The organism is Brevibacterium sediminis (assembly GCF_013623905.1).
GTDB lineage: Bacteria > Actinomycetota > Actinomycetes > Actinomycetales > Brevibacteriaceae > Brevibacterium > Brevibacterium sediminis.
Genome location: NZ_JABKDD010000009.1, coordinates 79,459 through 102,437 on the forward strand (window position 1 = coordinate 79,459; position 22,979 = coordinate 102,437).

The 22,979-nt window shown below is 63.0% G+C and carries 24 protein-coding genes, 3 tRNA genes, 1 pseudogene and 1 other annotated feature; of the genes and pseudogenes, 15 read left to right on the forward strand and 13 right to left on the reverse strand.

Annotated features, from left to right (window positions below; translation table 11 throughout):
• Positions 1–46 precede the first annotated feature (46 nt).
• The 3 genes from HK108_RS12900 to HK108_RS12910 form a co-directional block, all read right to left on the reverse strand.
• On the reverse strand, positions 47–1,006 hold the full coding sequence (locus HK108_RS12900; protein ID WP_181271794.1) for a squalene cyclase: 960 nt from the start codon (positions 1,004–1,006) through the stop codon (positions 47–49).
• Between the two features lie 116 nt (positions 1,007–1,122).
• Positions 1,123–2,313 (reverse strand): M20 metallopeptidase family protein, encoded by a 1,191-nt coding sequence (locus tag HK108_RS12905; RefSeq protein WP_181271795.1) that lies wholly within the window; start codon positions 2,311–2,313, stop codon positions 1,123–1,125.
• A 351-nt stretch (positions 2,314–2,664) separates the two neighbouring features.
• Positions 2,665–2,847, reverse strand: coding sequence for a hypothetical protein (locus HK108_RS12910; RefSeq protein ID WP_181271796.1), 183 nt, complete (start codon positions 2,845–2,847; stop codon positions 2,665–2,667).
• 273 nt (positions 2,848–3,120) lie between these two features.
• On the opposite strand from HK108_RS12910, the gene HK108_RS12915 reads away from it, so the two are divergent.
• Together HK108_RS12915 and HK108_RS12920 are read left to right on the forward strand one after the other, a co-directional pair.
• Positions 3,121–4,236 carry an FUSC family protein gene (locus HK108_RS12915; protein ID WP_181271797.1) on the forward strand — a complete coding sequence of 372 codons (1,116 nt, stop codon included), beginning with the start codon at positions 3,121–3,123 and terminating at the stop codon, positions 4,234–4,236.
• Between the two features lie 119 nt (positions 4,237–4,355).
• Positions 4,356–4,625 (forward strand): GNAT family protein, encoded by a 270-nt coding sequence (locus HK108_RS12920; protein ID WP_181271798.1) that lies wholly within the window; start codon positions 4,356–4,358, stop codon positions 4,623–4,625.
• Here HK108_RS12920 and HK108_RS12925 read toward each other — a convergent pair.
• Entirely contained in the window at positions 4,591–4,896 is a 306-nt protein-coding gene (locus tag HK108_RS12925) for a hypothetical protein (protein ID WP_181271799.1), read from the reverse strand. The two genes, HK108_RS12920 and HK108_RS12925, sit on opposite strands and share 35 nt — an antisense overlap.
• A gap of 523 nt (positions 4,897–5,419) precedes the next feature.
• Between HK108_RS12925 and HK108_RS12930 the strand changes: the two genes are divergently transcribed.
• The 5 genes and pseudogenes from HK108_RS12930 (at position 5,420) to HK108_RS12950 (ending at position 8,073) form a co-directional block, all read left to right on the forward strand.
• Positions 5,420–5,908, forward strand: a complete 489-nt coding sequence (locus HK108_RS12930; protein WP_139907991.1) for an FBP domain-containing protein — start codon at positions 5,420–5,422, stop codon at positions 5,906–5,908.
• A 222-nt stretch (positions 5,909–6,130) separates the two neighbouring features.
• Positions 6,131–6,346, forward strand: a pseudogene (locus HK108_RS19205) (transposase); the annotation flags it as partial.
• Positions 6,347–6,396: 50 nt separating this feature from the next.
• Positions 6,397–6,527: a sequence feature (AL1L pseudoknot), on the forward strand.
• A complete protein-coding gene (locus HK108_RS12940) occupies positions 6,435–7,166 on the forward strand; it encodes an IS3 family transposase (protein ID WP_229664132.1) in 732 nt (243 codons plus the stop codon). (Overlaps the previous feature by 93 nt.)
• Positions 7,151–7,357: an integrase core domain-containing protein gene (locus HK108_RS12945; RefSeq protein WP_167194571.1), complete on the forward strand. Its 207-nt coding sequence runs from the start codon at positions 7,151–7,153 to the stop codon at positions 7,355–7,357. The genes HK108_RS12940 and HK108_RS12945 overlap by 16 nt, the downstream gene beginning before the upstream one ends.
• Before the next feature lie 80 nt (positions 7,358–7,437).
• The gene (locus HK108_RS12950; protein WP_181271801.1) at positions 7,438–8,073 is read left to right on the forward strand and encodes a tyrosine-type recombinase/integrase; all 636 of its coding nucleotides are present in this window, start codon (positions 7,438–7,440) and stop codon (positions 8,071–8,073) included.
• Between the two features lie 74 nt (positions 8,074–8,147).
• Here the strand turns inward: HK108_RS12950 and HK108_RS12955 are convergent.
• From HK108_RS12955 to HK108_RS12965, 3 genes are all read right to left on the reverse strand, one after another.
• Positions 8,148–8,221: transfer RNA gene (locus HK108_RS12955), tRNA-Met, on the reverse strand.
• Positions 8,222–8,248: 27 nt separating this feature from the next.
• A tRNA-Thr gene (locus tag HK108_RS12960) sits at positions 8,249–8,321 on the reverse strand.
• A 134-nt stretch (positions 8,322–8,455) separates the two neighbouring features.
• Positions 8,456–9,256 (reverse strand): glycerophosphodiester phosphodiesterase, encoded by an 801-nt coding sequence (locus HK108_RS12965; RefSeq protein ID WP_181271802.1) that lies wholly within the window; start codon positions 9,254–9,256, stop codon positions 8,456–8,458.
• A 149-nt stretch (positions 9,257–9,405) separates the two neighbouring features.
• Here HK108_RS12965 and HK108_RS12970 point away from each other — a divergent pair, with 149 nt between their 5' ends.
• From HK108_RS12970 to HK108_RS12980, 3 genes are all read left to right on the forward strand, one after another.
• A complete protein-coding gene (locus tag HK108_RS12970; protein WP_181271803.1) occupies positions 9,406–10,584 on the forward strand; it encodes a hypothetical protein in 1,179 nt (392 codons plus the stop codon).
• 71 nt (positions 10,585–10,655) lie between these two features.
• Positions 10,656–11,870 (forward strand): M20 metallopeptidase family protein, encoded by a 1,215-nt coding sequence (locus HK108_RS12975; RefSeq protein ID WP_181271804.1) that lies wholly within the window; start codon positions 10,656–10,658, stop codon positions 11,868–11,870.
• A 140-nt stretch (positions 11,871–12,010) separates the two neighbouring features.
• Entirely contained in the window at positions 12,011–13,390 is a 1,380-nt protein-coding gene (locus HK108_RS12980) for an acyltransferase family protein (protein ID WP_181271805.1), read from the forward strand.
• On the opposite strand, the gene HK108_RS12985 is transcribed toward HK108_RS12980, so the two are convergent.
• Both HK108_RS12985 and HK108_RS12990 read right to left on the reverse strand, forming a co-directional pair.
• Positions 13,305–13,835, reverse strand: coding sequence for a DnaJ family domain-containing protein (locus tag HK108_RS12985; protein WP_172173657.1), 531 nt, complete (start codon positions 13,833–13,835; stop codon positions 13,305–13,307). The genes HK108_RS12980 and HK108_RS12985 overlap by 86 nt on opposite strands.
• A 135-nt stretch (positions 13,836–13,970) precedes the next feature.
• A tRNA-Tyr gene (locus HK108_RS12990) sits at positions 13,971–14,052 on the reverse strand.
• Between the two features lie 160 nt (positions 14,053–14,212).
• On the opposite strand from HK108_RS12990, the gene HK108_RS12995 reads away from it, so the two are divergent.
• The gene (locus HK108_RS12995) at positions 14,213–14,704 is read left to right on the forward strand and encodes a YajQ family cyclic di-GMP-binding protein (RefSeq protein WP_167194552.1); all 492 of its coding nucleotides are present in this window, start codon (positions 14,213–14,215) and stop codon (positions 14,702–14,704) included.
• 95 nt (positions 14,705–14,799) lie between these two features.
• On the opposite strand, the gene HK108_RS13000 is transcribed toward HK108_RS12995, so the two are convergent.
• Positions 14,800–15,726, reverse strand: a complete 927-nt coding sequence (locus HK108_RS13000) for a GTP pyrophosphokinase (protein WP_139907277.1) — start codon at positions 15,724–15,726, stop codon at positions 14,800–14,802.
• A 231-nt stretch (positions 15,727–15,957) separates the two neighbouring features.
• Positions 15,958–17,376, reverse strand: a complete 1,419-nt coding sequence (locus HK108_RS13005) for an FAD-dependent oxidoreductase (protein ID WP_139468591.1) — start codon at positions 17,374–17,376, stop codon at positions 15,958–15,960.
• A gap of 179 nt (positions 17,377–17,555) precedes the next feature.
• Between HK108_RS13005 and rarD the strand changes: the two genes are divergently transcribed.
• The 4 genes from rarD to HK108_RS13025 all read left to right on the forward strand — a co-directional run bounded on the left by rarD (position 17,556) and on the right by HK108_RS13025 (position 20,718).
• Positions 17,556–18,467: an EamA family transporter RarD gene (gene rarD / locus HK108_RS13010; protein ID WP_181271806.1), complete on the forward strand. Its 912-nt coding sequence runs from the start codon at positions 17,556–17,558 to the stop codon at positions 18,465–18,467.
• A gap of 188 nt (positions 18,468–18,655) precedes the next feature.
• Positions 18,656–19,057 carry a GntR family transcriptional regulator gene (locus tag HK108_RS13015; RefSeq protein ID WP_172174274.1) on the forward strand — a complete coding sequence of 134 codons (402 nt, stop codon included), beginning with the start codon at positions 18,656–18,658 and terminating at the stop codon, positions 19,055–19,057.
• Positions 19,058–19,060: 3 nt separating this feature from the next.
• The gene (locus tag HK108_RS13020) at positions 19,061–19,978 is read left to right on the forward strand and encodes an ABC transporter ATP-binding protein (RefSeq protein ID WP_181271807.1); all 918 of its coding nucleotides are present in this window, start codon (positions 19,061–19,063) and stop codon (positions 19,976–19,978) included.
• On the forward strand, positions 19,975–20,718 hold the full coding sequence (locus HK108_RS13025; protein ID WP_181271808.1) for a hypothetical protein: 744 nt from the start codon (positions 19,975–19,977) through the stop codon (positions 20,716–20,718). Before HK108_RS13020 ends, HK108_RS13025 begins: the two co-directional genes overlap by 4 nt.
• A 41-nt stretch (positions 20,719–20,759) precedes the next feature.
• Here the strand turns inward: HK108_RS13025 and HK108_RS13030 are convergent, their stop codons facing one another.
• Together HK108_RS13030 and HK108_RS13035 are read right to left on the reverse strand one after the other, a co-directional pair.
• Entirely contained in the window at positions 20,760–21,827 is a 1,068-nt protein-coding gene (locus tag HK108_RS13030; protein ID WP_181271809.1) for a permease, read from the reverse strand.
• A gap of 69 nt (positions 21,828–21,896) precedes the next feature.
• Complete coding sequence (locus tag HK108_RS13035) at positions 21,897–22,907, reverse strand: polyprenyl synthetase family protein (protein WP_181271834.1); 1,011 nt, start codon at positions 22,905–22,907, stop codon at positions 21,897–21,899.
• Between the last annotated feature and the right edge of the window lie 72 nt (positions 22,908–22,979).

The window sequence follows — 22,979 nt, forward strand, 5'->3', positions numbered from 1 at the left end:
GCTCTGGCGTGGGACTGTGGCGTTTCTGGGCCGCGGCTGTGGATGCTCAGTCGGTTTGTGTTCCGTCCCACCAGTCGAGGACTCGCTGGGCTTGCAGGGTCACCCATTTCGAGGGTTCGCCGACCGGAGCGTCGACGTGGAACCAGACGTCGCCGTCAAGGCGGTGGTCCTGAGTCCAGGTGCCGTCGTCGGAGCGTCTGGCTCGGATCATCCCGACCGCTTCTTCCATCCGCGGGTCCGGGCCGGTTCCGTCCGCGCTCGTCGCTTCGCGGAAGTAGTCGAGTGCGGGCAGGATTCCGTAGAACCAGCGTCGGGGGTGGAAGAGAGCGAGGGCACGGCCATCGAAAGGATCACCGGTGCTGCGCGTGCGGAACAGGTCCCGCGACAGCAGGTACTCCTCTCCCCTGGCTCGGGCCTCCTGCACACGCGCGGCGTCGCCCGTAGCCAGCTGATAATCGAGCAGCGCGACGAGGGCGTTGAGGGTGGAGTGGAACGACGAGACCTTCGAGCCTTCGACCCATTCGCAGTTCCATCCGCAGTCGGGCTGCTGGTGGCCCAGGAACCAGTCGACGATGCCGTCGACATCGGCGCCGAGCCACAGGCCGTTCGACAGCGTCCAGGAATTGATGCAGACGTCGACTTCCCCGCCCCAGTACGGCAGATTCTCGTATTCCCAGCGTGCGGATTCGAGTTTCTCTGCCGTTCCCTCCAACGCCGAGGCGGTCAGTCCCCACTGGCGCAGGTCCTTCAGAGCCCACGTCGTCGCAGTCCACGGCTGTGATCCGTCGTCATCGAATGCGAAGTCGGAGGGGAAGAAGGCCCCGCCTGCCCATTGTCCGTCCGGGTCTTGCTGGGCCAGCAGCTCTGCGCCGAAGCCTTCGTGTTCCACGCGTGCGCGGGTCTCCTGCCAGGTCGTCTCCTCTGCTCCGAGCAGGTCGCGTTCGACCTGCCAGCGCAGGGCCGGGTCCGAGTCGAGGAGCCAGTCGGACAGTTCTGTGCTGATCATCGTTGATCTCCCAATTCGGTCGAACAGTCACTTCGAGAGTAGGCGCCGAATCGCGCGAAGACCATACCCCTGTCCGTCGAAGTGGGATTCACCAGCTGTCGTCGGCCTTGCGGTGCTCATCCGCGCAGTGACCGCTCCCAGGCCAGGGTTGCAAGCGCCGCAGCCTGGTCGGGCAGGTGCGCATCGTCGAACTGAACTTCTGGCGAGTGATTCGTCGCCGCCGAGGCCGGATCGATGCCTTCGGGCGTCACGAAGAAGAACATGAAAGCACCGGGCACCTGCTCGAGCACGAAGGAGAAGTCCTCGGAACCCATGAGCGGGTCCGGCACCTGCACGGCCAGCTCGGCCCCGAAACGATCGGCCAGAACTCTCAGGGCGAAGTCGGCTTCGCCGCAGTCGTTGACCGTGACGGGATACTGCTCGGTCCACACCACCTCGGCCGTGCATCCGTGTGCGGCCGCAATCGACTCCGCCAACTGTGTGGCGCGCTCGGGGAACCTACGCGTCGACTCGTGGGAGAGCGTGCGCACAGAAGCTCCGAGCTTCGCCGAGGCGGGGATGACATTGACGGCCTCCCCCGCTTCCAACTGCGTCACCTGGGCGACGATGGGGTCGAAGACGCTGAATGATCCGGTGACCATCGATTGCAGCGCCTGTCCGAGTTCGAGAATCGGACGCACCGGGTCGACCGCATCTTCCGGTCGCGAGCTGTGACCTCCGCTGCCGTGCATCGTCACGTGCAGAGTATTCGCTCCGGCCATGATCGTGCCCGGTCTGGTGACGAAGGTTCCCGGCACCCCCGGTGCCACATGGATCGCGTAAGCCGCATCGGGCTTCTGGCCGATGGTGTCGAACATTCCTTCTTCGAGCATGATCTTCGCACCGCCCATCCCCTCCTCGCCGGGCTGGAACATGAAGGCCACCGTGCCCTTCAGCTCGGACTGATGAGCGGACAGCAGCTTCGCGGCTCCGACGAGTCCGGAAACGTGGAGATCATGCCCGCAGGCATGCATGTTCCCATTCGTCGACGCGAAGTCGAGTCCGGTCGCCTCGTCGACGGGCAGAGCGTCCATGTCCCCGCGCAGGAGCACCGTCGGGCCGGGGTGCGCTCCGCGCAGGACGGCGATGATCGAGCTGAGCTCCTGACCGAGCGTGATCTCAAGCGGCAGACCTTCCAGGGCGTCGAGGATCCGACGTTGGGTCTTCGGCAGATCGAGTCCTATTTCGGGGTCCCGGTGCAGGTCGCGGCGCAGTTCGCGCAGATCATCGGCAAGTGCGTGGGCTTCGCTGGTGAAATCGAGAGTCATTGTGTGCTTCACTCGGCAAGACTGGCACGGCCGGAATGAGTCGCGCAATACCGTCTCGAGGAGTTCGCGAATACAGAAACTTTCCCATCGGATTCGTCATCCTGATGAGGGAGTTGATCGGTAGCGGGAGGGGGACTCGATCCCCCGACCTCACGATTCCAATCTGGTCGAAACCAGAGCGGACATGAAAGACCATGAAAGCATATGAAATGACCGCTTGACCAGGAACGATGCACGAGAAAAGCACGAGTCCCCCGACAATGCGAGTCTCGCCGACTTCCACCCAAAGCGCATCGTAAACGCATCTTCCTCCTCATCAGCAGGCACTTCCGAACCTATCGTCGCAACCGTCTAATCCTGCACCATGAACTCGTCCCGCCATGCCTGAATGCGCTCCTCGAGCTCGTCGAGCCCCGGCCCACCGGGCGTGTAGGCGAGTTCAGCTGCTTCCCGCGCTGTGCCCTCTTGGATGCGGAAGAACGCCTCCGCGAGTGGCTTTGCTGCCCGCTTGATTGCTTCTTCGTAGGTGGTCATGTTTGCCTCCTTCGGCGCTCGTGAATAGAGTCCAAGGACGCCTCTGGGTCTCGGCTAGGAGTGCGCTCGGACAGTCGTGCTCGTGAACAGGGTCTACCGTCACCCCTTCATTGCCGAGAACATCGTTGCCTGAGACGCTAGGACGCTCAGCCGACCGAATTCAGTCCTGAGTCGTCAAGAGCAAAACGACTTCGACCAGGGCAAATGCTAGTCTCAAACCGAGCTTTGCTTACCGTGTAATCATGACAGCGACGGACCTGCAACGGAGCGACCTTGCCAACTCCAACGAAGAAGATCACTGAACTACTCCAACGCCCAGAAGTCACGACCGATCTCCTCCAGATCGTCAAATCTGTCGTCGCGGCAACGGCAGCATGGTGGCTGTCAAACGCAATACTCGACTCGGCGATGCCTTTCCTCGCGCCATGGACTGCACTGCTCACCGTCCACGCGACGGTCTACCGATCACTTTCGCGAGGCGCCCAGTCAACAGTGGCCTCTGCAATCGGCGTGGGCTTGTCCTTCCTGATTGGCAACTACCTCGGAGTCAGCCTGTGGACGTTCGCCCTGGCGCTCTTTGTTGGTCTTCTCGGAGCCAGGGTGACATGGATCCGAGACGAGGGGATCGCCATCGCCACCACCGCGATTTTCATCCTCGGAAGCGGATTCGACAGTCAGCAGCCCCTCCTTCTAGAACGAATCATTGAGATCGCGCTGGGCGTCGCTGTCGGGCTCGCCGTCAACTTGATCATCATTCCCCCGATCCGGGACCGGCAGGCCTCTCGCTACGTCGACAGTATCAATCGGCGCATGGGCGACGTCCTGACCAGCATGTCCGACGAGTTCAGCGACTCCTGGGACACAGACCGCGCCGATGAGTGGTTCCGCGAGACCGAGTCCATGAGCGACGAGCTCAACACAGCATGGCAGTCCGTTCGCTTCGCAAGGGAAAGCAGGCGAGCAAACCCGAGAGGCGATTTGAGGAAGTCGCTTAATCCTCGGGTTCGCAACCAAGCACAGTCTCAGGCGGAGGAAACGAGCTACGAGAATATCCTGCAGCGGGTCGATGAAGGGATCTCGCATCTGAGGAATCTGACGCGCACGCTCCGCGACGCGACGTACGCCGAGGGCGAGTGGGATGACAGCTTTCGCCGCGAGTGGGGAAACATTGTCAAAGATGCCGGGCGCTCGATCAGCGATCCCGATTCTGACGTTGAACCCGTGCATGAACGCCTCGACTCACTGGCGAGAGCCCTCTCCGATGACCAGCATCTCCCGACCGCTTCGTGGCCCCTCTACGGGGCGTTGATCACGAGCATGCGTCATATTGCTGTTGTCGTCGATGACGTTGCCTCTGCCAGAGAAGCTCGAGAGCCGAACAAGGGTTGAAGATGTGCCTGTTGCGAAGATCGTCGGAAGACTCTAAACCCCTCTTGCAGCAGTCTGACCAGCAGTTTAGAGTCTTTTTCATTCAGTGCTTTGACAATTCCACAGAAGGAGTGTGTCTCGTGTACACCATGCTCAACAACCAGGAACAGTCGAAATTCGACCTGTACCTGCCCGGGAAACTCGTTGCATCGCTGCATTACAAGATCGACGACGAAGTCAACGAAGTCATGTTCGTCTACTGCGAGGCGATCGAGGACACCGACAAGGACGCTCACTGCCAGGAGATTATGAAACGAGCTCTGGAAGATGCTCGCGGCCGGTGGCTAAAGGTGAACGTGACATGCCCAATCGCGCTCAAGTATATGGAGCAGAACGCAACTGAGAACTGACAGGCTTCCCCTCCCACCACACATCATCCGGCGGCAACCACGCCCCGATCGCCTGGACTCGTCGATCTTTGATCTCAACGAATATCGCACCATCGAAACCGAGTCGCGTCGCGGTGCCGTCGAGCCATACTTCACCGTCGCGCTCGAACATGACATGAGCACGCACCGGCACGGGCGGACGGCTCTGGAAGGAACCGCGGGCGCCGGCGTCGTTGCGGATCTTCTGCCAGTACCGCCAGGTAGCTGTGCCGTAGTCCTCATATTCGATCATGTGTTCTATTATGCATCCGCCATACTCCACCCACAGCCAAATGCCGAACCGGACACGAGCGCACGCGACCCGAGCTAGCACCGACTTCCCACCGAAAGCATCGACGCCAGCAGTACGCAACAGAACCATGTTGAACCAGTGACGCGGACTTGGATATAGTCAAACTCGGAGACTATCGCCGAACCACCTGAAATCTCAGGAAGAAAGGAATGGTGGCCCTCGTGGCCTGCTTCTAGTCCTGCTGCCCTAGAATCACCCGAACTCCGCATTCACAGCCGGTCGGGTGATAGGTGACCTGTGCCTAAACACAGTCGACCTAGCCTCTACCCATTCCCTGTTGCCGTAGCTGATAGCCAAGCTAACCATCCTCAGTTAGCCACTCGCGTTCACCGGTCATGCTTGGTGCGAACAAAGCCCGCCAGCACCCCCAAAGAGCTGCCCGCAAGAATGCGCGAAGGCTAAACTGCACCGGCTTCACGGCTATTCAACTTCAGGCAACTACTGAAATCAGAGAAAGCCAGTCATGCAGCAACTCAATGCCACCCAGATTAAGAAGTCCTTTATCAACACCTCTCGCCGCGAAGTGGAAAAGATCACACTGCCACCCAATCTCGCTGAGATCGAGTGGGCCGAGCTCGACTACTTTGGTTGGGCTGATGCGAAAATTCCTCAACGGGCCTATATAGTCGTCCCCGTAGACGACGTCCCACGCGGACTGATGCTCAGGGCAGTGCCCATGGCGAAGTCCCAAGCGATGTGCAGTTGGTGCGAGGACTTGCACGAGACCACCGGCGTACGGATGTTCACAGCGAAGAAGGCCGGGCCTTCGGGACGAAACGGCAATTCGCTCGGGACGCTCATACACGGCAATTTCGAGTGCTCCGAGATCGTCAGGAATCCTCCACGCGCAGTCGAAGGTCACAATGACTTCGAAGCCCATGTGTCAATGCGCGTCGACAAACTGAACGAGCGTGCCACCAGCTTCGTCAAGAGAGTGCTAGGCGAAAAGTAGCCCCCACTCGGGCCCGTCAAACCACGGCGATCCCACCATGAAACAACGTAGGCCCCCGCCGTAACCACGGTGGGGGCCTACATTGCATCCGCTACCCTATTGCCATGCCCTCAACGATGAGCCCAGCATGAGCACCTGTGCCGCAGTGTGGTGTGACCGGGATGAGTCGCCCCGGGGATAATAGAGGCAGGGAGATTGGAAGAGGGAGATTCTCTCTTGCCATTGAAATATACCGACGAACTCAAGGCTCGCGCCGTCGAACTCGTCATTCATGCTCAGGCCGATCCGGAGACGGCGGACGGGGCAATCACCCGTGTCGCCGGCGAGCTCGGTCTGAGCAAAGAGACCCTGCGAGTCTGGGTCCGTAAGCACAAAGACTCCGGCAAGGCCACACCGACTGAGTCAGTCGATTTGGAAGCGGAGAACCGTCGGCTGCGGGCGGAGTTGGCTGAAGCGAAGCGGGCCAACGAGATCTTGAAGAGAGCGTCGGCTTATCTCCCGCGGCGGAGCTCGACCGCCCATCGAAGTGATTGTCCTCTTCATCGACGACAATCGTCACGAGTTCGGAGTCGAGCCAATCGTACGCGCCCTGTCCGGGAATGCGGCACGGATTGCTGTGAGCTCGTATTACGCGTTCAAGAAACGCGAACCATCGGCCAGGGCCAGCCGAGACCAGGCGCTGATGGTCGTCATCCAGGATGTCTATGAGGCGAACTACTCGTGTTACGGGGTGCGGAAGATGTGGAAGGCGATCAACCGCGAGTACGCCGATCAGTTCGGCCCGGTGGCCCGCTGCACGGTGGAGCGGTTGATGCGCCAGTTAGGCATCGACGGTATTCGACGCTGGAGGAAGCGCCCGAAGACGGCTTCGGCTAGGGCTGAGGAGTGTCCGGATGATCTTGTCGAGCGTGAGTTCGCAGCACCGGCACCCAATTGTCTATGGGTCGCGGACATCACCTATGTTCCGACGACTGCTGGGTGGGTATACACGACGTTCATCCTCGATGTCTTCCACAGGGAGATCGTCGGCTGGCAGGTGACGAACCACATGCGGGAGTCCCTGGCCAGGGACGCTCTGACGATGGCTCTCGCTGCGAAATATCGGGCCGGTGAAGACGTTTCCGGGCTGGTGCACCACTCGGATCGCGGAGCGCAATTCCGATCGATTCGCTATGGCGAGACCCTGGCGGAATCCGAGGTCGTGGCGTCGGTGGGGTCGCGTGGGATTCGTACGACAACGCCATGGCCGAGGCGCTGAACTCGGTCTACAAGGCCGAACTCATCGACCGGAAGGGGTGGTCGGGGTTGATCGAGGTGATGGCGGAGACGTCGAAGTGGGTGGCTTGGTACAACCAGTCCAGGTTGCATTCAGCGATTAACTACCGACCGCCCGTCGAGGTCCATTCCGAATGGATCAACCAGTCCGGGACAGAACCCGCGGCTGCTTAGGAAACCAAGAATAGGAGCCTCTACGAAACCCGGGGCTTGACATCTCCCCAATTAAGCCGAAGGCGGGGCAGGTGCGAGCCATGACTCAAGCTGAGGTGGTAGCGCTGCGCAATGCGGCCCGACAGTGGGAGGCGACCCCACATAAGTCATTCAGGCCGTACCGGCGCGACATCCTCGACAGTATCGACGTCATGCTCGGCACCGGCGTTTGCACCGGCGAACTGCTCGGCATTCGATGGCAGGACATCGACCTCGACGCGGAAGTGCCGACAGTGTCAGTCATGGGCACCGTAACACAGGCGAATGGCCAAGGCGTGGTTTGGAAACCGGCGCCGAAGTCGGAGACCTCGAAACGGACCCTCTACCTCCCGTCGATTGCGGCGGAGGCGTTGCGGAGGAAGGCCGCGGAGCGCGAGTTCCTTCCCGAATCGGAGGCAGTGTTCGCGTCCGAGGTGGGGACGTGGCGGAACCCGTCGGCGTACCGTGTTCACTTCCGGCAAGTGCGGAAGATCGCGGAACTAGATTGGGTGACGCCGAAGACGATCCGCAAGACCGTCGCGACGACGATATACAGTTCGGACGGCCTCGACAATGCGTCTCAGCAGCTCGGGCATTCGGAGGTGGGAGTGACTGCGAAGCACTATGTGCAGAAGCTCAGTATTGGGCCGCAGGGCGTGGTTGGGGTGCTCGACGAATGGTTTCAAAGCGCATCGTAACCGCATAGATGTCGGGAATCGGGCAGAAAAATAGCCCCTCACCGGGACTCAATCCCTGGTGAGGGGCTTATCGGTAGCGGGAGGGGGACTCGATCCCCCGACCTCACGATTATGAGTCGTGCGCTCTAACCAGCTGAGCTACCCCGCCCCAGCACCGCATTCTAGGCGGCACGAGAGCCCCGAAAGGGAATCGAACCCTTGACCTTCTCCTTACCATGGAGATGCTCTGCCGACTGAGCTATCGGGGCAACAGGTAAGAATTTACACGGGTTCGCTCGCTCTGGGCAAATCGGATTTCAGTGACGTCACTCACACGCCCTGGAATCGGAGGCGAAAACGTCCACCGATCCCTACCCCGCATCGGTGCCATTAGCGAAAGCATCTATTTCACCGGGTCGAATCGCCCGGCCAGGAATCCCTGCAGTCGACCCGGATGGTTCGTGATGATCCCATCGACCTCGGCACCGAGGAGTTCCCGCCATTCGTTCATCTCATCGGCAGTCCAGACGAAAACGCCGAGGTCGTTGTCCATGATCTCTGTGACGACCGATTTGCGCATCGAGAATCCCTTGTACGAAGGATTGATCGCCACCGCCCCGAGTTCGCGAGCGACCTCGATGTCCTCGGGCTTGGGAACCATGCGCAGAAGGAAGCGAGCGACCATCGGCAGCAAGTCCCGACAGGTCTCCAGCGTCTCGATGTTGAACGACTGGACGATCATCCGGTCGGCAATCCCGGTTTCGACCACCAGTTCGGAGATCCTCGCCACCGCACCCGATGACCACTCCCCTTTGAGCTCAAGGAGGAGTTCCCCGCCTCGGTGCTGGATATCCCTCATCACGGCCGACAGGGTCGGGATGCGCACTCCGTTGAATCCGGGGCCCATCCACGAACCGGCGTCGACGAACGACAGCTCTTCGGCGGTGAGATTGACGACGGGACCTCTGCGATTCGTGGTTCGGTCCAGATCCGGATCGTGGAGGATCACGGGAACACCGTCGGCGCTGGTCGAGGTGTCGACCTCGATGAAGTCGACCCCCAGGGCGCGCGCCGCGTCGACCGCGGCGAGGCTGTTCTCGGGCACAACAGCCGAATAGCCGCGGTGCGCGATCACCAGTGGGCGACTTCCGGATCCGGGGCGCTCGACGATGCCCCGTTCGTGGAGGAACTGCAGAAAACTCATGGCTTCAGCCTATGCCCTGAGCCCTCATTCCACTGCCTGCACGACGTCAGAAGTCCCAACTATCGGAAACTCCGGTCGAATCCCCCACAGACCGATTCTGAACGGATAGGTTGTGGGAAGCATCACACTCCCAACTCGAAGGGCACACCATGGAAGCTATCTACGCTGCCGCTATCGTCCTCGCCTTCATCGCGCTCGGTGAGCTGGTCTCGATCTGGTCGAAGGCGCGTGTCCCCAGCCTTCTGGTTGCGATGCTCGGGATCTTCATCTTCGCCAAGATCGGCGTAGTCCCAGAAACCGTCATCGATGACTCCCTGCTGCTTCAGGCCTACTCGTTCCTCGTCGCGCCGCTGCTCTTCCATATGGGGTCACTCATCCCCCTGCGTGTGATGCTCAAGCAATGGCGTTCGGTCATCATCGCAGTCTCGGGCATGCTCGTGGCGGTGCTGCTCATCCTGGCTGTCGTGGCCCCGCTCTTCGGTTTCGAGACCTTCGTGGCCGGTTCCGGCCCCTTGGCCGGCGGCATCGTCGCCACCAGCTTGACGACGGAAGGGCTGACGGCGCACGGTGCCGCCTCGTCGATCATCGTTCTTCCCGCGCTTGTTCTGATGCTCCAGTCACTGCCCTCGATGCCGTTGACGAACTACTTTCTGCGTCGTTATGCAAAGAAGCTGCGCGACAGCGGAGAACTTCAGGAACTCGCTCGCGCCCACAAGGAAGAGGAAGAGGAAGAGGAGGCAGCCAAGAAGAAGAAACTCGTCAACCTTCCCGACTTCCTCGTCGACAATCAGCTGTTCATGCTCTTCCTCATTCTCGTCGGCGGATCGGCAGCGACACTTCTGGCGGTCCCCACCCATATTCCGTCGTCGATCCTCGCCCTGATCCTCGGCATTCTCGCCACTGCGGTGGGATTGTCCCCCGATAAGGCCATGGAACGGTCGAACTCATTCGGCATCGCCATGGCCGGCGTCATCGCCATCGTCATGGCCCCGCTTGTGACCGCCTCGGTGCAGGACGTCATCAACGCATTCGTCCCCACCATCACGATCCTCATCGTCGGCGGCGCCGGCATCGTCCTCGGCGGATTCGTCGCCACAAAGCTTCTGCGCTGGAAGTCTGGACTGGGAGTGTCAGTGGCACTGACGGCGATGTACGGCTTCCCTGCCGACTATCTGCTCACCAACGAGGTAGCACGCTCCATTGCCCGTGACGACGACGAAAAGGAAGCGCTGCTCAATGTCATGCTCCCGCCGATGCTCGTCGGCGGATTCACCTCGGTCAGCGCCGGGTCCGTCGTCATTGCCAGTGTCCTCGTCAGTATGCTCTGACCCCGACCGGCCCCAATCCCCGCCAGTTCCAGGCCCTCGGCACACCCCGGGCTCTCATACGAAAGGACCCCATGCACGATCTCATCGCACAAGGACAGACCCTGCTCCCTGAGCTCCAGAACTTGCGGCGTTCCCTCCACGCGGACCCGGAGATCGGTCTCGACCTGCCCCGCACGCAGGCGGTGGTCCTGGCCGCCCTGTCCGGCCTCGACCTCGAGGTGACCACGGGTGAGGGCGCCACCTCGGTGATCGCCGTTCTGCGCGGAACCCATCCGAACAGACCGGCCGACGCTCCAGCGGTGCTGCTGCGCGGAGACATGGACGCCCTTCCAGTGACAGAGGAGACGGATGAGCCCTTCGCCTCGACGAACGGATGCATGCACGCCTGCGGTCACGATCTGCACACAGCCGGACTCGTCGGAGCCGCTCGGCTCCTTCACGCTCTGCGCGACCGGCTTGTCGGGGACATCGTCTTCATGTTCCAGCCCGGGGAAGAGGGCTGGAACGGAGCGTCGGTGATGATCGACGAAGGCGTGCTCGACGCAGCCGGGACGCGGGTGATTGCTGCATTCGGGGCGCATGTGCTCCCCGGTCCGCGCGGCGTGGTCGCCACCCGGCCGGGCACCCTCCAGGCGGGTTCGAACACACTGCGGGTGACGATCCACGGACGCGGCGGTCACGGTTCCCAACCGCAGACCGCCGTCGATCCGGTGCCGGCGCTGGCCGAACTAGTCACGGCCCTGCAGAATATGGTCAGCCGCCGCATCGACGCCTTCGACCCCATCGCGCTGTCCGTGACCCAGTTGAGCGCCTCGGACGCGATCAACGTCATCCCCGCCTCGGCCACCTTGGGTGCGACTGTGCGCACACTGTCGGACTCATCACTCGACATCGTCCGCACCCGCTCGAAGCAGCTTGCCGACGGCATCGCCGCTGCCCATGGATGCAGCGCCGAAGTGGACTTCGATGTCCAGTACCCGGTCACGGTCAACGACGATGACGAGACCGCATGGGCGATGGAAGAACTCCGTTTCCTCCTCGGCGAGGATCGGGTGAAGCTCCTCGAACAGCCGATCATGCCGAGTGAGGACTTCTCCTTTGTCCTGGCCGCGGTGCCGGGCACGTATCTCATGCTCGGCGCCGAGCGCACGGACGTTCCAGCAGAGCGCCAGGGCAACAACCACTCCCCCTTCGTCATCTTCGACGATTCGGTTCTCGGCGATCAGGCGGCGCTTCTTGCTCACCTCGCGATCGAACGACTGGCGAAGGCGATGCGAATGTCATAGCCGTGCGGGGGAAGCACGACGCTGTGCGGCTGCCGGCGAACAACACGCTTGCAGGCCCGCACTCCACCGCCGCAGCGATGCAACTGATCTGACACATCGTCGTCACCCGCCAAGGCGCGAACCCACCTACCGTAGACGCTGTGTCCGCTTCGATCCCCCGCCACCGTGATCTCACCCTCGACCTCGCCCGCGTCGTCTGTGTGCTCGTCGTCGTGTTCGTCCACCTCCTGCTCGTCGGGGTCGGCCGCAACCCGGACGGCTCGCCTTTCATCATCAACCCGGTCTCGGGCGAGCGCTGGTTCGCCCCGGCCACCTGGATCGCCGAGATCATGCCGATGTTCTTCGTCGTCGGTGGATTCGCGGCCAAGGTCGGCTGGGAATCTGCACAACGTCGCGGCGAATCGGCTTCGACCTTCGTCCGCACCCGCTTGCGACGCCTCGCGCTTCCGGCGCTGCCGCTATTCATCGTCCTCACCGCCGCTCTCACCGCCGTCCTAGTCCTCGGCGTCGACCCGGACTTGGCCGATGCCATCGCCGTCCCCGTCGGTTCCGTCCTGTGGTTCCTCGCCGCGTACGCTCTCGCCCAGGCCTTGGCACCCTGGATGATTCGCTGGCACGAACGCAATCCGTGGCTGGCCCTCGTCGTCCTCTTCGCCGGAGCGTTCTTCGTCGACGTCGTCCGCCTCGTCGTCGGCATCCAAAGCCTCGGACTCGATCGGATCCCAGCCGACGGCTACGGCATCGGCGACGAACTCTTCGGACTGCCCAACGTTGGCTTCGTCTGGCTCTTCGCCCAGCAGATCGGCTTCTGCCTGCGCGACGGCTGGTTCTCCCGTCTCCGCTGGTGGAACCTCGTCATGATCGTCGCCGGATTCGCCTGCCTGGGACTGCTCGTCGTCCTCGGTGAGTACTCGGCGTCCATGCTCACGAACCAATGGCCGCCGACCCTGCCGCTGGCCGTCCTCGCCGTCATCCAAGCCGCCCTGCTGACCCTGCTCCACCGACCGCTGACAGCGATCATGGACCGTCGCTTCGCCCAGGCCATCGTGTTCTTCCTCGGCAGCCGACTCATGTCCGTCTACCTATGGCACGTGCCGGCGATCGTCCTGCTCACCGGAGTCCAGCTGCTGTGGCTGCCGATGCCCGATCCCGGCACCGGAGCCTGGTGGCTGACCCGTCCGGTCTTCGTCATCGCCGTCCTGCTCGTCGTGTGGGCGATCTCGACGATCACGAAACGTTGGGAGAGCCCGCGCCCGGTTCTCTCCCCGAGGTGGCCCTCCGATGCCGTCACCGTCACCGCCGTTGCTCTCTTCGTCGTCCAATCCCTGGCGATCTCGAGCTACGGACTCGACCTGCCACTGGCCATCCTCGGCCTGGTGTGCACCACGATCGCAGTCAACCTCACTGAAGACAGCGCCACCGCTCGTTCCCGCATCAGCGACGGAAACGATGCCACCATCGCCGAGGTGAACCCACCGATTCCGGAGCGGCGGGCTGGTCCCCCGGTTCCGCCTCGGTGACGGTGTCGTTCTTCTTCGCATTCCGACGCCGCCGCCATGCGGTTATCTCCTTCTCCACATCGCGGGGCGGAGTGAACACGGGCGGGCCGTCGCGCAGATCCATCACGGCCTCGCGCACCCGGGCGTTGAAGCCGGCGAGGTAGTCGCGGACCTCGGACTCGGTGGAGAAAGCGTCGACCGTGTCTTCGAGGACGGCGTTCTCCTTGCGCAGCTGAAACGCCTCCGGAGCGACGCCGTTGATGCCTTCGGTATCCATCTTCTGCTTGATCCACCAATCAGGATCAGATGAGCTGTGCAACCCGGACAACGGCTTGCCCAGACCCGGCAGATCATCGAAATCACCACGCTTGATGGCTCGGTCGAGAGCGGATTCGACGACAGCGTTTCGGTCCTCGAGCGAATTCAGACGCCGAGGCGACTGCGTGTCATCCGTGTCATCGCTCATCGGTTCGCCCTCCTCGGCGGAGCATTTCCACCCTGTCCTCACACGGTAGGCGTCGGCCGGGCGCCGGGCAAGGGAAAGCGCGGAAAACGAGAAAAGCTCCGTGACCTCTCGGTCACGGAGCTTCTCCGTTCTGCGTGGCAGATATAGGATTCGAACCTATGAAGGCAATGCCGGCTGATTTACAGTCAGCTCCCTTTGGCCGCTCGGGCAATCTGCCGCAGGTGGCGCTCGATGAGCACCTGAAAAGAATACAAGGCTCGGACCCGAATCTCCAACTCTGTAGACGCAGATCACAGTTCGGGGCCTCGACTAGACTCGGGGGCAACAGCCACGCCCGTTTCCGACGGGCATCAACGATCGCAGACAAAGGAGCATTCATGGCCAGCGAATCCTCATTCGACATCGTCAGCAAGGTCGACCGCCAGGAAGCCGACAACGCACTCAACCAGGCCGCGAAGGAGATCAACTCCCGCTATGACTTCCGCGGCACCGATGCGTCGATCGCCTGGAGCGGCGAAGCCGTGCAGCTGAAAGCCAACAGCGAGGACCGGGTCAAGGCCATTCTCGACGTCTTCCAGTCGAAGCTGGTCAAGCGCGGAATCTCGCTGAAGTCCCTGGAAGACGGCGAACCGTACCCCTCCGGCAAGGAGTACCGCATCGATGCGTCCCTCAAGGAGGGCATCGACAAGGACAATGCGAAGAAGATCTCGAAGATCATCCGCGACGAGGGCCCCAAGGGCGTCAAAGCCCAGATCCAGGGCGACGAGCTGCGCGTGAGCTCGAAGAAGCGTGACGACCTGCAGGAAGTCATCGCTCTGCTCAAGGGACAGGACCTCGACGTCGACCTGCAGTTCACGAACTACCGCTGATCGCCAGCGCACCACGCCGGCCCGGTCCGCACTGCTGAGTGCGGACCGGGCCGGTATCGTATTCGCCCGTAACGCTGTGACCCGAAAGAGGCCGGTCAGTGTTCGGGGAGCTCGAGCGGGATGTAGTACAGACCTTTCGAGTCCTCTTCAACGCTGGCCCGGAGGCGATCGTCGAGGTGGATGAAATCGTTGACCTTGATGGTGCCCTTCTGGCCGCTGAGGCGACGGATGGCGAAGGCTGGGATGAGCCCCTGCCGTCCCGAACCGTCGACGGCGAGCGCGTATTTCGGGCCGGTCGCGCGGACCCGGACGTCGATGCCCGTGTCCTGTTCCCGCAGTTCGTCGAGTTCGACGACGGGTTCCGGGTTCGTCAGCGCGGTGAGCTCGACGGCCAGGGTATCGGCCATGTCATCGACGGTCGCGAGCATGTTCGCCATGGCACGGGCGAATTCGCCGTGCAGCTTGCTCGGCTTCATCGCCGCGCCGGGTTTGTACATGTCCTCGTGTGTCAGTTCGCTCCAGGCGTCCTGGAGCCGGGTCTTGACCTGGATCTCGGCGAAGACAGGAGGCCCCTGGTCGGAAGGAATGCGCAGTATGACGTGGCAGGCGCGGTACCCGCTGGCCTTCGGCGGGTCCGTATAGTCTTTCCACTCGATGAGTTCGAAGGCGCCCAACTGATCGGGGTCGCGCAGCGCGGCGAACATCATCGACTGATCGCGCGGTGATTTGCACAGCACCTTGACGCCGACGATGTCGCGGATCTGGTCTTCGACATCCTCGGTGGAGGTGATCGTCAGATCCGGATCGTCGTCGGTCTTCTCCGTCAGCTTCGCCAGGGTCCGTGCCGCGTCCTTAATCCGATGGCCATCGACGTCGAGGCGGGAGATGTCCTTGTCCTTGAGCAGGCCCTTCTGCTGTTCGGTCAGCCAGTGTTTGATCCGCACCGCCGCCGTCTGCCAGGCGTTGAGCCGTTCGACATAGGCACGTTCGACGATCGTCTTGAGCTGCGATTCGTTTCTCACGCGGTCTCCCCTGCCGGCCTTCGGTGCAATGGTTCACGCTCGCTGGTGCGATCTGCTGCACGCGGGCATGACTTGGTGTGCGCTGGCGTGATCTGGACGTCTCCGACTCTACGCGGTGGAAGCATCAGACACCGGCAACGACTCGTCTCCCCGTTGCAACGAGGCGAGAAGTCACTGCCGGTGCCAGATGACCCCAGGAGTGGAGGAAATGTCGCGAAATGCTCCGCAGGCTCAGCTGCCTGCGGACGGCTGGCCGACGGATTCGGCGGTGACGTGTCCACGCGCCTCGGCGAGCATGGCTTCACGGGTGGCGAGCTTGATGCGCTCACGGCCCTCGACCTCGCCGGCCGCCTTCTCAGCGGCCTCGACGCGGTGGTAGCCCTCCCAATCGGCGAAGTCGACGCCCTTGGATTCGAGGAGCTCGATGATGGCCGATTCGTCCGGGTACACCGGCTCGGTGAGCACACCGGCGGCACGGTCGTCGAGGATGTGGCCGATGGTCTCGAGCGCATCGCCCTTTGTGTGGCCGATGAGTCCGACGGGTCCGCGCTTGATCCACCCGGTGGTGTACACGCCCTGAACGACATCGGCTTCGGCGGCCGTGGTCTGATCATCGGAGTCGACGACGCGACCCTCGTGGTTCGGGATCACACGCTTGCGATCGTCGAAGGGCAGCTGCGGCAGCTGAGTGCCCGCATAACCGACGGCACGGTAGACGGCATCGAGCTCCCAATCGTGGAAGCTGCCGGTGCCGTTGACTCCGCCGGAGCCGTCGAGTTCCATGCGTTCGGTGCGCAGCCCCGTCACCTTGTCCTCGCCGAGGATGGCGACCGGTGAGTGCAGGAAGTGCAGGTGGAGACGCCGCTTCGCTCCGGTGGGTTCGCGCATGGTGAAGTCCGTGAGCGTCTTCGCGACCTGCTTGGTCTGGTTGCTCGACTCGATCGCCTGCATCGACCCTTCGTCGAACTCGAAGTCCTCCGGGTAGACGATGAGGTCGACGTCCTTGACGGCGCCGAGTTCGCGCAGCTCCAGCGGCGTGAACTTCGCCTGAGCCGGTCCGCGACGGCCGAAGATGTGGACATCGGTGACCTTCGAGGACTTCAGCCCCTCGTACACGTGATCGGGGATCTCCGTGGTGTGCATATCGTCGGCCTGCTTCGCCAGCACGCGGGCGACGTCGAGGGCGACATTGCCGTTGCCGATGACGGCGACGCGTTCGGCGTCCAACGGCCAGGACTGCGGGACGTCGGGATGCGAGTCGTACCAGTTGACGAAGTCCGCGGCGCCGTAGGATCCGGGCAGATCGATGCCGGGCAGATCGAGGGCGGCGTCGACGAAGCAACCGGTGGAGAAGATCACCGCATCATAGCGGTCGGTGAGCTCTTCGAGGTGGAGGTCGACTCCGTACTCGACATTGGAGAACAGGCGGATGTCGCCTCGGTCGAGGACCTTGATCAGGGCGTTGATGATGCCCTTGATCCGCGGGTGGTCGGGAGCGACGCCGTAGCGGACGAGCCCGAAGGGAGTCGGCAGACGATCGAAGAGATCGATGCTCAGATCGAAATCACGTTCCGCCTTTGTCATGAGATCGGCCGCGTAGATCCCAGCAGGACCGGCGCCGACGATGGCCACCCGGAAGGGACGAGTCATTCTCACACCTCTCTATTCAGTCCCATCGAGTCTATCGTCAATGTAGGTCATCCTTACAATGACGTGACGAAACTCGCATCACCGCCGCCCGGTCGGCAGACTGCACTCCTCACCGCCCTGCCATCTCACCGGCGATCCCGCCGGCTCCCCCGAACCCAGCCCTCGCTAGACTGAAGCCTGTGAGCCAGAACCCTGCCCCCGATGAGAGCGCAATTCGCCGTGCCGGCCTGATCTACGGATTCTCCGCCTACCTGCTGTGGGGTGTGATGCCGCTGCTCTTCGCCGCCGCTGCCCCCACCGGCGCCCTCGAACTCGTCTCCCATCGCGTCATCTGGTCGCTGGGCTTCTGCGCCATCCTCCTCGTCTTCACCGGCGGGTTCCTGCGCACTTGGCAGATTCTGCGCTCGCCGCGGCTCATCGGCCTGCTGCTTCTGGCATCGGTGCTCATCGCCATCAACTGGACGACGTTCATCTACGGGGTCGAAACCAACCAGCTCGTCGAGATCTCACTCGGCTACTACCTCAACCCGCTCATCTCCATCGGCCTGGGCGTGATCTTCCTCGGTGAGAAGCTGCGCCCGCTGCAGTGGACTGCCGTGGGCTTCGGTCTGCTCGCGGTCATCATCGTCGGCATCGGCCTCGGCCGAGTCCCCTACCTCGCGTTCACCGTCGCCCTGTCCTTCGGCCTCTACGGGCTGGTGAAGAACAAGGTCGGCAGCCGAGTCGGCGCGCTCGAAGGCATGGCCGTCGAAAGTCTCGTCCTCGCTGTTCCCTCGGCGATCTACCTCATCGCCCTCGGCTCGCTGGGACTGCAGACGTTCACCGACTTCGGCGGCTGGCACATCTTCGTCATCATCATCACCGGGCCCGCCACCGCGATCCCGCTCATCCTCTTCAGCGCCGCCGCCCGCCGCATCCCGCTGTCCTGGGTGGGCATGCTCCAGTACCTCACTCCGACCATCCAATTCACCCTCGGCGTCACGGTGCTCGGCGAGATGATGTCGACGACCCGCTGGATCGGGTTCTTCGTCATCTGGATCGCCGTGATCCTGCTGTGCACGGACATGATCCGCCACAGCCGGCGCCGCTGACCCCCGACATCTCTCTATTGCTACCTGACGGCGGCTCAGCAACCTCGCGCGAGGTTGCTGAGCCGCCGTCAGGTAGTAATTGGGGCGGGTTCCAGGATTACCCGATCGAATCGTCTCCGGCCCTTGACACCACCATTGGCACCATGGTTCATTAGTTAAGCAACTAACCAACCTACATGGAGGCGAATGTGATCGACGACGCCAAACCCCTGTTCACTCAGATCGCCGAGAAGGTCGAGGACTCGATCCTCAACGGCACCCTGCCCGAGCTCTCCCGAGCACCATCGACGAACGAGCTCGCGACCTTCTACTCCATCAATCCGGCTACCGCCGCCAAAGGCATCAACCGACTCGTCGACAAAGGTGTGCTGGAGAAGCGCCGCGGCATCGGAATGTTCGTCACCGAGGGGGCCCGCGCTCTGCTCATCAACGAACACCGAACCACCTTCTCCGAGAACTTCATCAGCCCCCTGCTGAACGAGGCCAATCGCCTCGGGCTGGGGTCGAAGGACGTGATCGCGCTCATCGAAGAGCGCTCCCGAGAACTCCACCTGACCACCGCACTCGATCCGACCGCAGCGAAGGGATGACCCATGAACTCCGTCGTCGAGGTCCGCCGCCTCACCAAGACGTATAAGACCACCACCGCCCTCGACGATGTCAGCCTGAGCATCGACGAGGATTCGATCTACGGCCTGCTCGGACGCAACGGCGCTGGCAAGACCACCCTCATGTCCATCCTCACGGCCCAGAACTTCGCGACCAGCGGCGACGTCGAGGTCTTCGGGGAGGACCCGTACGAGAACGCCCGCGTACTCAATCGCATGTGCTTCGTCCGTGAGAGCCAGAAGTATCCGGACGACTCGAATGCCCGGCATGCTCTGACCAACGCCCGCCTGTTCTTCCCCCACTGGGATCAGGACTTCGCCGACCAACTCGTCTCGGACTTCGATCTGCCGCTGAAGACGCCGATCAAGAAGCTCTCCCGCGGTCAGCAGTCGGCCGTCGGAGTCATCATCGGCCTCGCCTCCCGGGCCGAGATCACGTTCTTCGATGAGCCCTACCTCGGCTTCGACGCCGTTGCCCGGCAGACTTTCTACGACCGTCTCATCGCCGACTACGCCGAGCACCCGCGCACCATCGTGCTCTCGAGCCATCTCATCGACGAGGTCGCCGATCTCATCGAGAAGGTCATCGTCATCGACCACGGCCGGATCATCATGGATGAGACCACCGAGGAGGTCCGCAGTCGAGCGGTCAACGTCGTCGGGGATGCCGACGCGATCAACCGGCTCGTCGCCGGTCGCGAAGTCATCCACCGCGAATCGCTCGGCCGAGTCGCCTCGGTGACGATGCTCGGCCACCTCAGCAATGCCGACCGCGAACTCATCGACGACGCCAACCTCGACCTCACTCCCGTCTCCCTGCAGCAGCTCGTCGTCCGCAGCACTCAGACGGACCTCGCCGAGTCATCGGCAGCGGAGACCGACTCAAGGAGCCTGCAATCATGACCGCCGTCATCGACCACCCGCCCGGAGCCCGCACGTCGCGACCGAAGAACCGGATCCTCGGCGTCGTCCGTCTGCAGTTCACGAACACACAGACCTTCGTCTGGGTGCCCTTGCTCATTCTTGTCGCCGCGTGGCTCATCACGCTCATCATCCATTGGATCATCGCCTCCGCAGGCGTGGACTCCCAGATGTACAGCGGAGGTTCGCAAACGCCGCTGTGGTACTTCGCCGTCGTCGGTGCACAGGCGGTGAATCTCACGTTCTACTTCTCCCAGGCGATGAGCCTCACCCGACGGGAGTTCTGCCTCGGCTCCCTCACGGCGGCTGCGATCAGCGCCGCGGGCATCTCCGCAGTCTTCGTCGTCCTGGGACTCATCGAACAGGCCACCGACGGTTACGGCTTAGGCGGCTACTTCGCCTACCTGCCGTGGGTGTGGGAACACGGCCCACTCGGTGCCGGGTTCGTCTACTTCGTGCTCACAATGCTGTGCTTCGTCCTCGGCTTCTGGTTTGCGATCTTCTACAAACGCGCCGGCGCTCTCATCCTCACAATCTCCCTCACCGTCATCGCCTTGGCTCTGCTGGCCGGAGCCGCGTGGATCAACGTCAATCGGGCCTGGCCAGAAGTGTGGGCAGCGATCGTGGGTGCGCAGGCGATCGGCCTGGCCCTGTGGGCGCTGGGGCTGACCGCGGTCTTCGCCCTGGGCTCGTACCTCACCCTGCGCCGCCTGACGACATAGTCCGCTATCGCCCTCACCGAGGCGGCGCCGCGGTCGGCAGCTCAGCTGAGCAGGGCCAGCGCTCCCCCGGCCAGTACCGCGGCAACCGCCACGGCCGCACCCATCGCTGATGTCGTCTTCCACCCCATGGCCCGTCCGACCATGACCATCGACGGGATGCTCAGCGCCGGCAGGGCGATGAGCAGAGCACCCGTGACACCGGCCCCGACCCCAAGAGGAACGAGAGTGAGGATGATCGGGATCTCTCCGCCGGTGGGGATGACCAATAGGGTCGCCACAACCGCCACGATGAGGACGGCACCGGCACCCAATTGGGCTTCGAGCCCGAAGACACCGGTCAGCCACGGTGCGATGAGTCCGATGACGAAGACGAGCGCGAGGTGTTCGGGCACGAGGATGAGGGTGAACCTGGCCAAGGACCGCAGATAGCGCGTGGGCAGAGACAGCAGATTCGCCGAGGCGGGTGCGGGCTCGGGTGCCGCCTCGGCGGGGCCGTTCACCCACCGTCCGATGAGCGCGGCGGCACCGACCGCGACGAGGAGCGCGAAGACGATGCGCACCGCCATGTACTGCCACGGCAGGACGAGGGCCAAGAAGATGATGACCGCGGGGTTGAGCAGCGGATTGCCCACCCAATAGGCAAGAGCGGACGAACGGCGCACACCCGAGTCCCGCAGGCCTGCGGCCACCGGTGCCGCGCAGCAGGTGCACATCATCGACGGCATCGACAAGGCGGCACCCACGAGGGATTGACCTGTGTGGCTGCGGCGGTTGAGCAGCCTCAGCAGCCAGTCACGCGGCACCAGTGCGTCGATTGCCGCCGCGACGAGCAGTGCCACCAGCAGCGCTTTCCACACGGCGGTGAAGTACACGAGCGTGAAGTCCCACGCGCCCGACAGCGATACCGTGTCCCCGGCGGCGTCGAACAGCGGGGTACCGTCCCACAGGGACGTCCGGCTCATCGTCCACGCCTTGTCCCAGTACGGCAGCCATTTCGACCAGCTCAGGCCGACGACGAGCAGCACCGCGAGTACGCCGAGTCCGATCCAGTCGGCGGCGCCGAGCCTCTGCGGAGTCCGAACCGGTGCCGAAGCCGAGGTATGCGTCATCGCGGTATGTCCTTTGTGCCTGTGCCGAAACGGCTGAGAGACAGTAGAGAAACGGTGAGGGGTGGGAGCTCAGGAGGTGCGGGCGACGACGGAGTCGGCGAAGGCGAACAGCGATTCCTTGATCTGGCCCTCCGGCAGCGGCGCCAGAGCCGCCTTGGCCTCTTCGGCCCAGCGCGCAGCCTCTGCTCGGGCCTTCTCCGTCACCGGATGCGCTGCCAGCGCCGCACGGGCGATCTCCAAAGCGTCATCGGAGGTCAGATCCGCGTCGAGGAGGCCGACCACCTCGGCGGCGGCGGCATCCCCGTCGGCGGCAGCAGCCCGAACGTAGAGCACGGGCAGGGTGGGAACGCGTTCGCGCAGATCCGTGCCCGGGGTCTTTCCCGACTCAGAGGATGTGGTGGTGAGGTCGATGATGTCATCGGCGAGCTGGAAGGCCACACCGACGCGTTCGCCGAAGACCCGGACGGGTTCGGCCAGGGCAGAATCGGCTCCGGAGAACATGACGCCGAAGCGGGCCGAGGTGGCGATGAGCGATCCGGTCTTGTCGGCGAGCACTTGGATGTAGTGCTCGATCTCGTCGGCGCCTTCGGGCGGGCCGGCGAATTCGTTGAGCTGACCGAGGACGAGGCGCTCGAACGTCTCGGCCTGGATGCGCACGGCTTCGGGACCGAGCTTCGCGGTGACGCCGGAGGCCTTGGAGAACAGCAGATCGCCAGTGAGGATCGCCACCGAATTGCCCCACACCTCATGGGCGGCCTTCGCACCGCGGCGGACGGGAGCATCGTCCATGACGTCGTCGTGGTACAGCGATGCGAGGTGGATGAGTTCGACGGCGACGGCCGCATCGATGATGTCGTCGTTCTCCGCATCGCCGAGGCGGGCGGTGAGCAGCACGAGGTTCGGGCGGGCGCGTTTTCCGCCGGCGGCCAGCAGGTGCTTCGATGTCTCGTCCGGCAGTCTCCGCGTCTGTTCGGTGACCTCGTAGAGACGGGCCTCCACGGTTTCCAACTGAGTCGAGAGCTCTGCCGCGAGCTGGGCGTCGTCACCGGTGAAGGTGGCCGGAGAGGCTGGGTGGCTCATGTCCTCGTCATTCGTCGTAGTCGGTGTCGGCATGGTGTTGTCGCAGCCCTTGCGCTCAGAGTTCTTCACTGT

Bases quoted from the DNA above. Each gene is read 5' to 3' on its own strand.
- HK108_RS12995 (WP_167194552.1), top strand. From the start codon at position 14,213: ATGGCCAGCGAATCCTCATTCGACATCGTCAGCAAGGTCGACCGCCAG.
- HK108_RS12945 (WP_167194571.1), top strand. From the start codon at position 7,151: ATGGCCGAGGCGCTGAACTCGGTCTACAAGGCCGAACTCATCGACCGG.
- HK108_RS12925 (WP_181271799.1), bottom strand. From the start codon at position 4,896: ATGATCGAATATGAGGACTACGGCACAGCTACCTGGCGGTACTGGCAG.
- HK108_RS13030 (WP_181271809.1), bottom strand. From the start codon at position 21,827: ATGACGCATACCTCGGCTTCGGCACCGGTTCGGACTCCGCAGAGGCTC.
- HK108_RS12930 (WP_139907991.1), top strand. From the start codon at position 5,420: ATGCAGCAACTCAATGCCACCCAGATTAAGAAGTCCTTTATCAACACC.
- HK108_RS13020 (WP_181271807.1), top strand. From the start codon at position 19,061: ATGAACTCCGTCGTCGAGGTCCGCCGCCTCACCAAGACGTATAAGACC.
- HK108_RS12985 (WP_172173657.1), bottom strand. From the start codon at position 13,835: ATGAGCGATGACACGGATGACACGCAGTCGCCTCGGCGTCTGAATTCG.
- HK108_RS12975 (WP_181271804.1), top strand. From the start codon at position 10,656: ATGCACGATCTCATCGCACAAGGACAGACCCTGCTCCCTGAGCTCCAG.
- HK108_RS12900 (WP_181271794.1), bottom strand. From the start codon at position 1,006: ATGATCAGCACAGAACTGTCCGACTGGCTCCTCGACTCGGACCCGGCC.
- HK108_RS12970 (WP_181271803.1), top strand. From the start codon at position 9,406: ATGGAAGCTATCTACGCTGCCGCTATCGTCCTCGCCTTCATCGCGCTC.
- HK108_RS12950 (WP_181271801.1), top strand. From the start codon at position 7,438: ATGACTCAAGCTGAGGTGGTAGCGCTGCGCAATGCGGCCCGACAGTGG.
- HK108_RS13025 (WP_181271808.1), top strand. From the start codon at position 19,975: ATGACCGCCGTCATCGACCACCCGCCCGGAGCCCGCACGTCGCGACCG.
- HK108_RS13005 (WP_139468591.1), bottom strand. From the start codon at position 17,376: ATGACTCGTCCCTTCCGGGTGGCCATCGTCGGCGCCGGTCCTGCTGGG.
- HK108_RS13035 (WP_181271834.1), bottom strand. From the start codon at position 22,907: ATGAGCCACCCAGCCTCTCCGGCCACCTTCACCGGTGACGACGCCCAG.
- HK108_RS12910 (WP_181271796.1), bottom strand. From the start codon at position 2,847: ATGACCACCTACGAAGAAGCAATCAAGCGGGCAGCAAAGCCACTCGCG.
- HK108_RS12905 (WP_181271795.1), bottom strand. From the start codon at position 2,313: ATGACTCTCGATTTCACCAGCGAAGCCCACGCACTTGCCGATGATCTG.
- HK108_RS12965 (WP_181271802.1), bottom strand. From the start codon at position 9,256: ATGAGTTTTCTGCAGTTCCTCCACGAACGGGGCATCGTCGAGCGCCCC.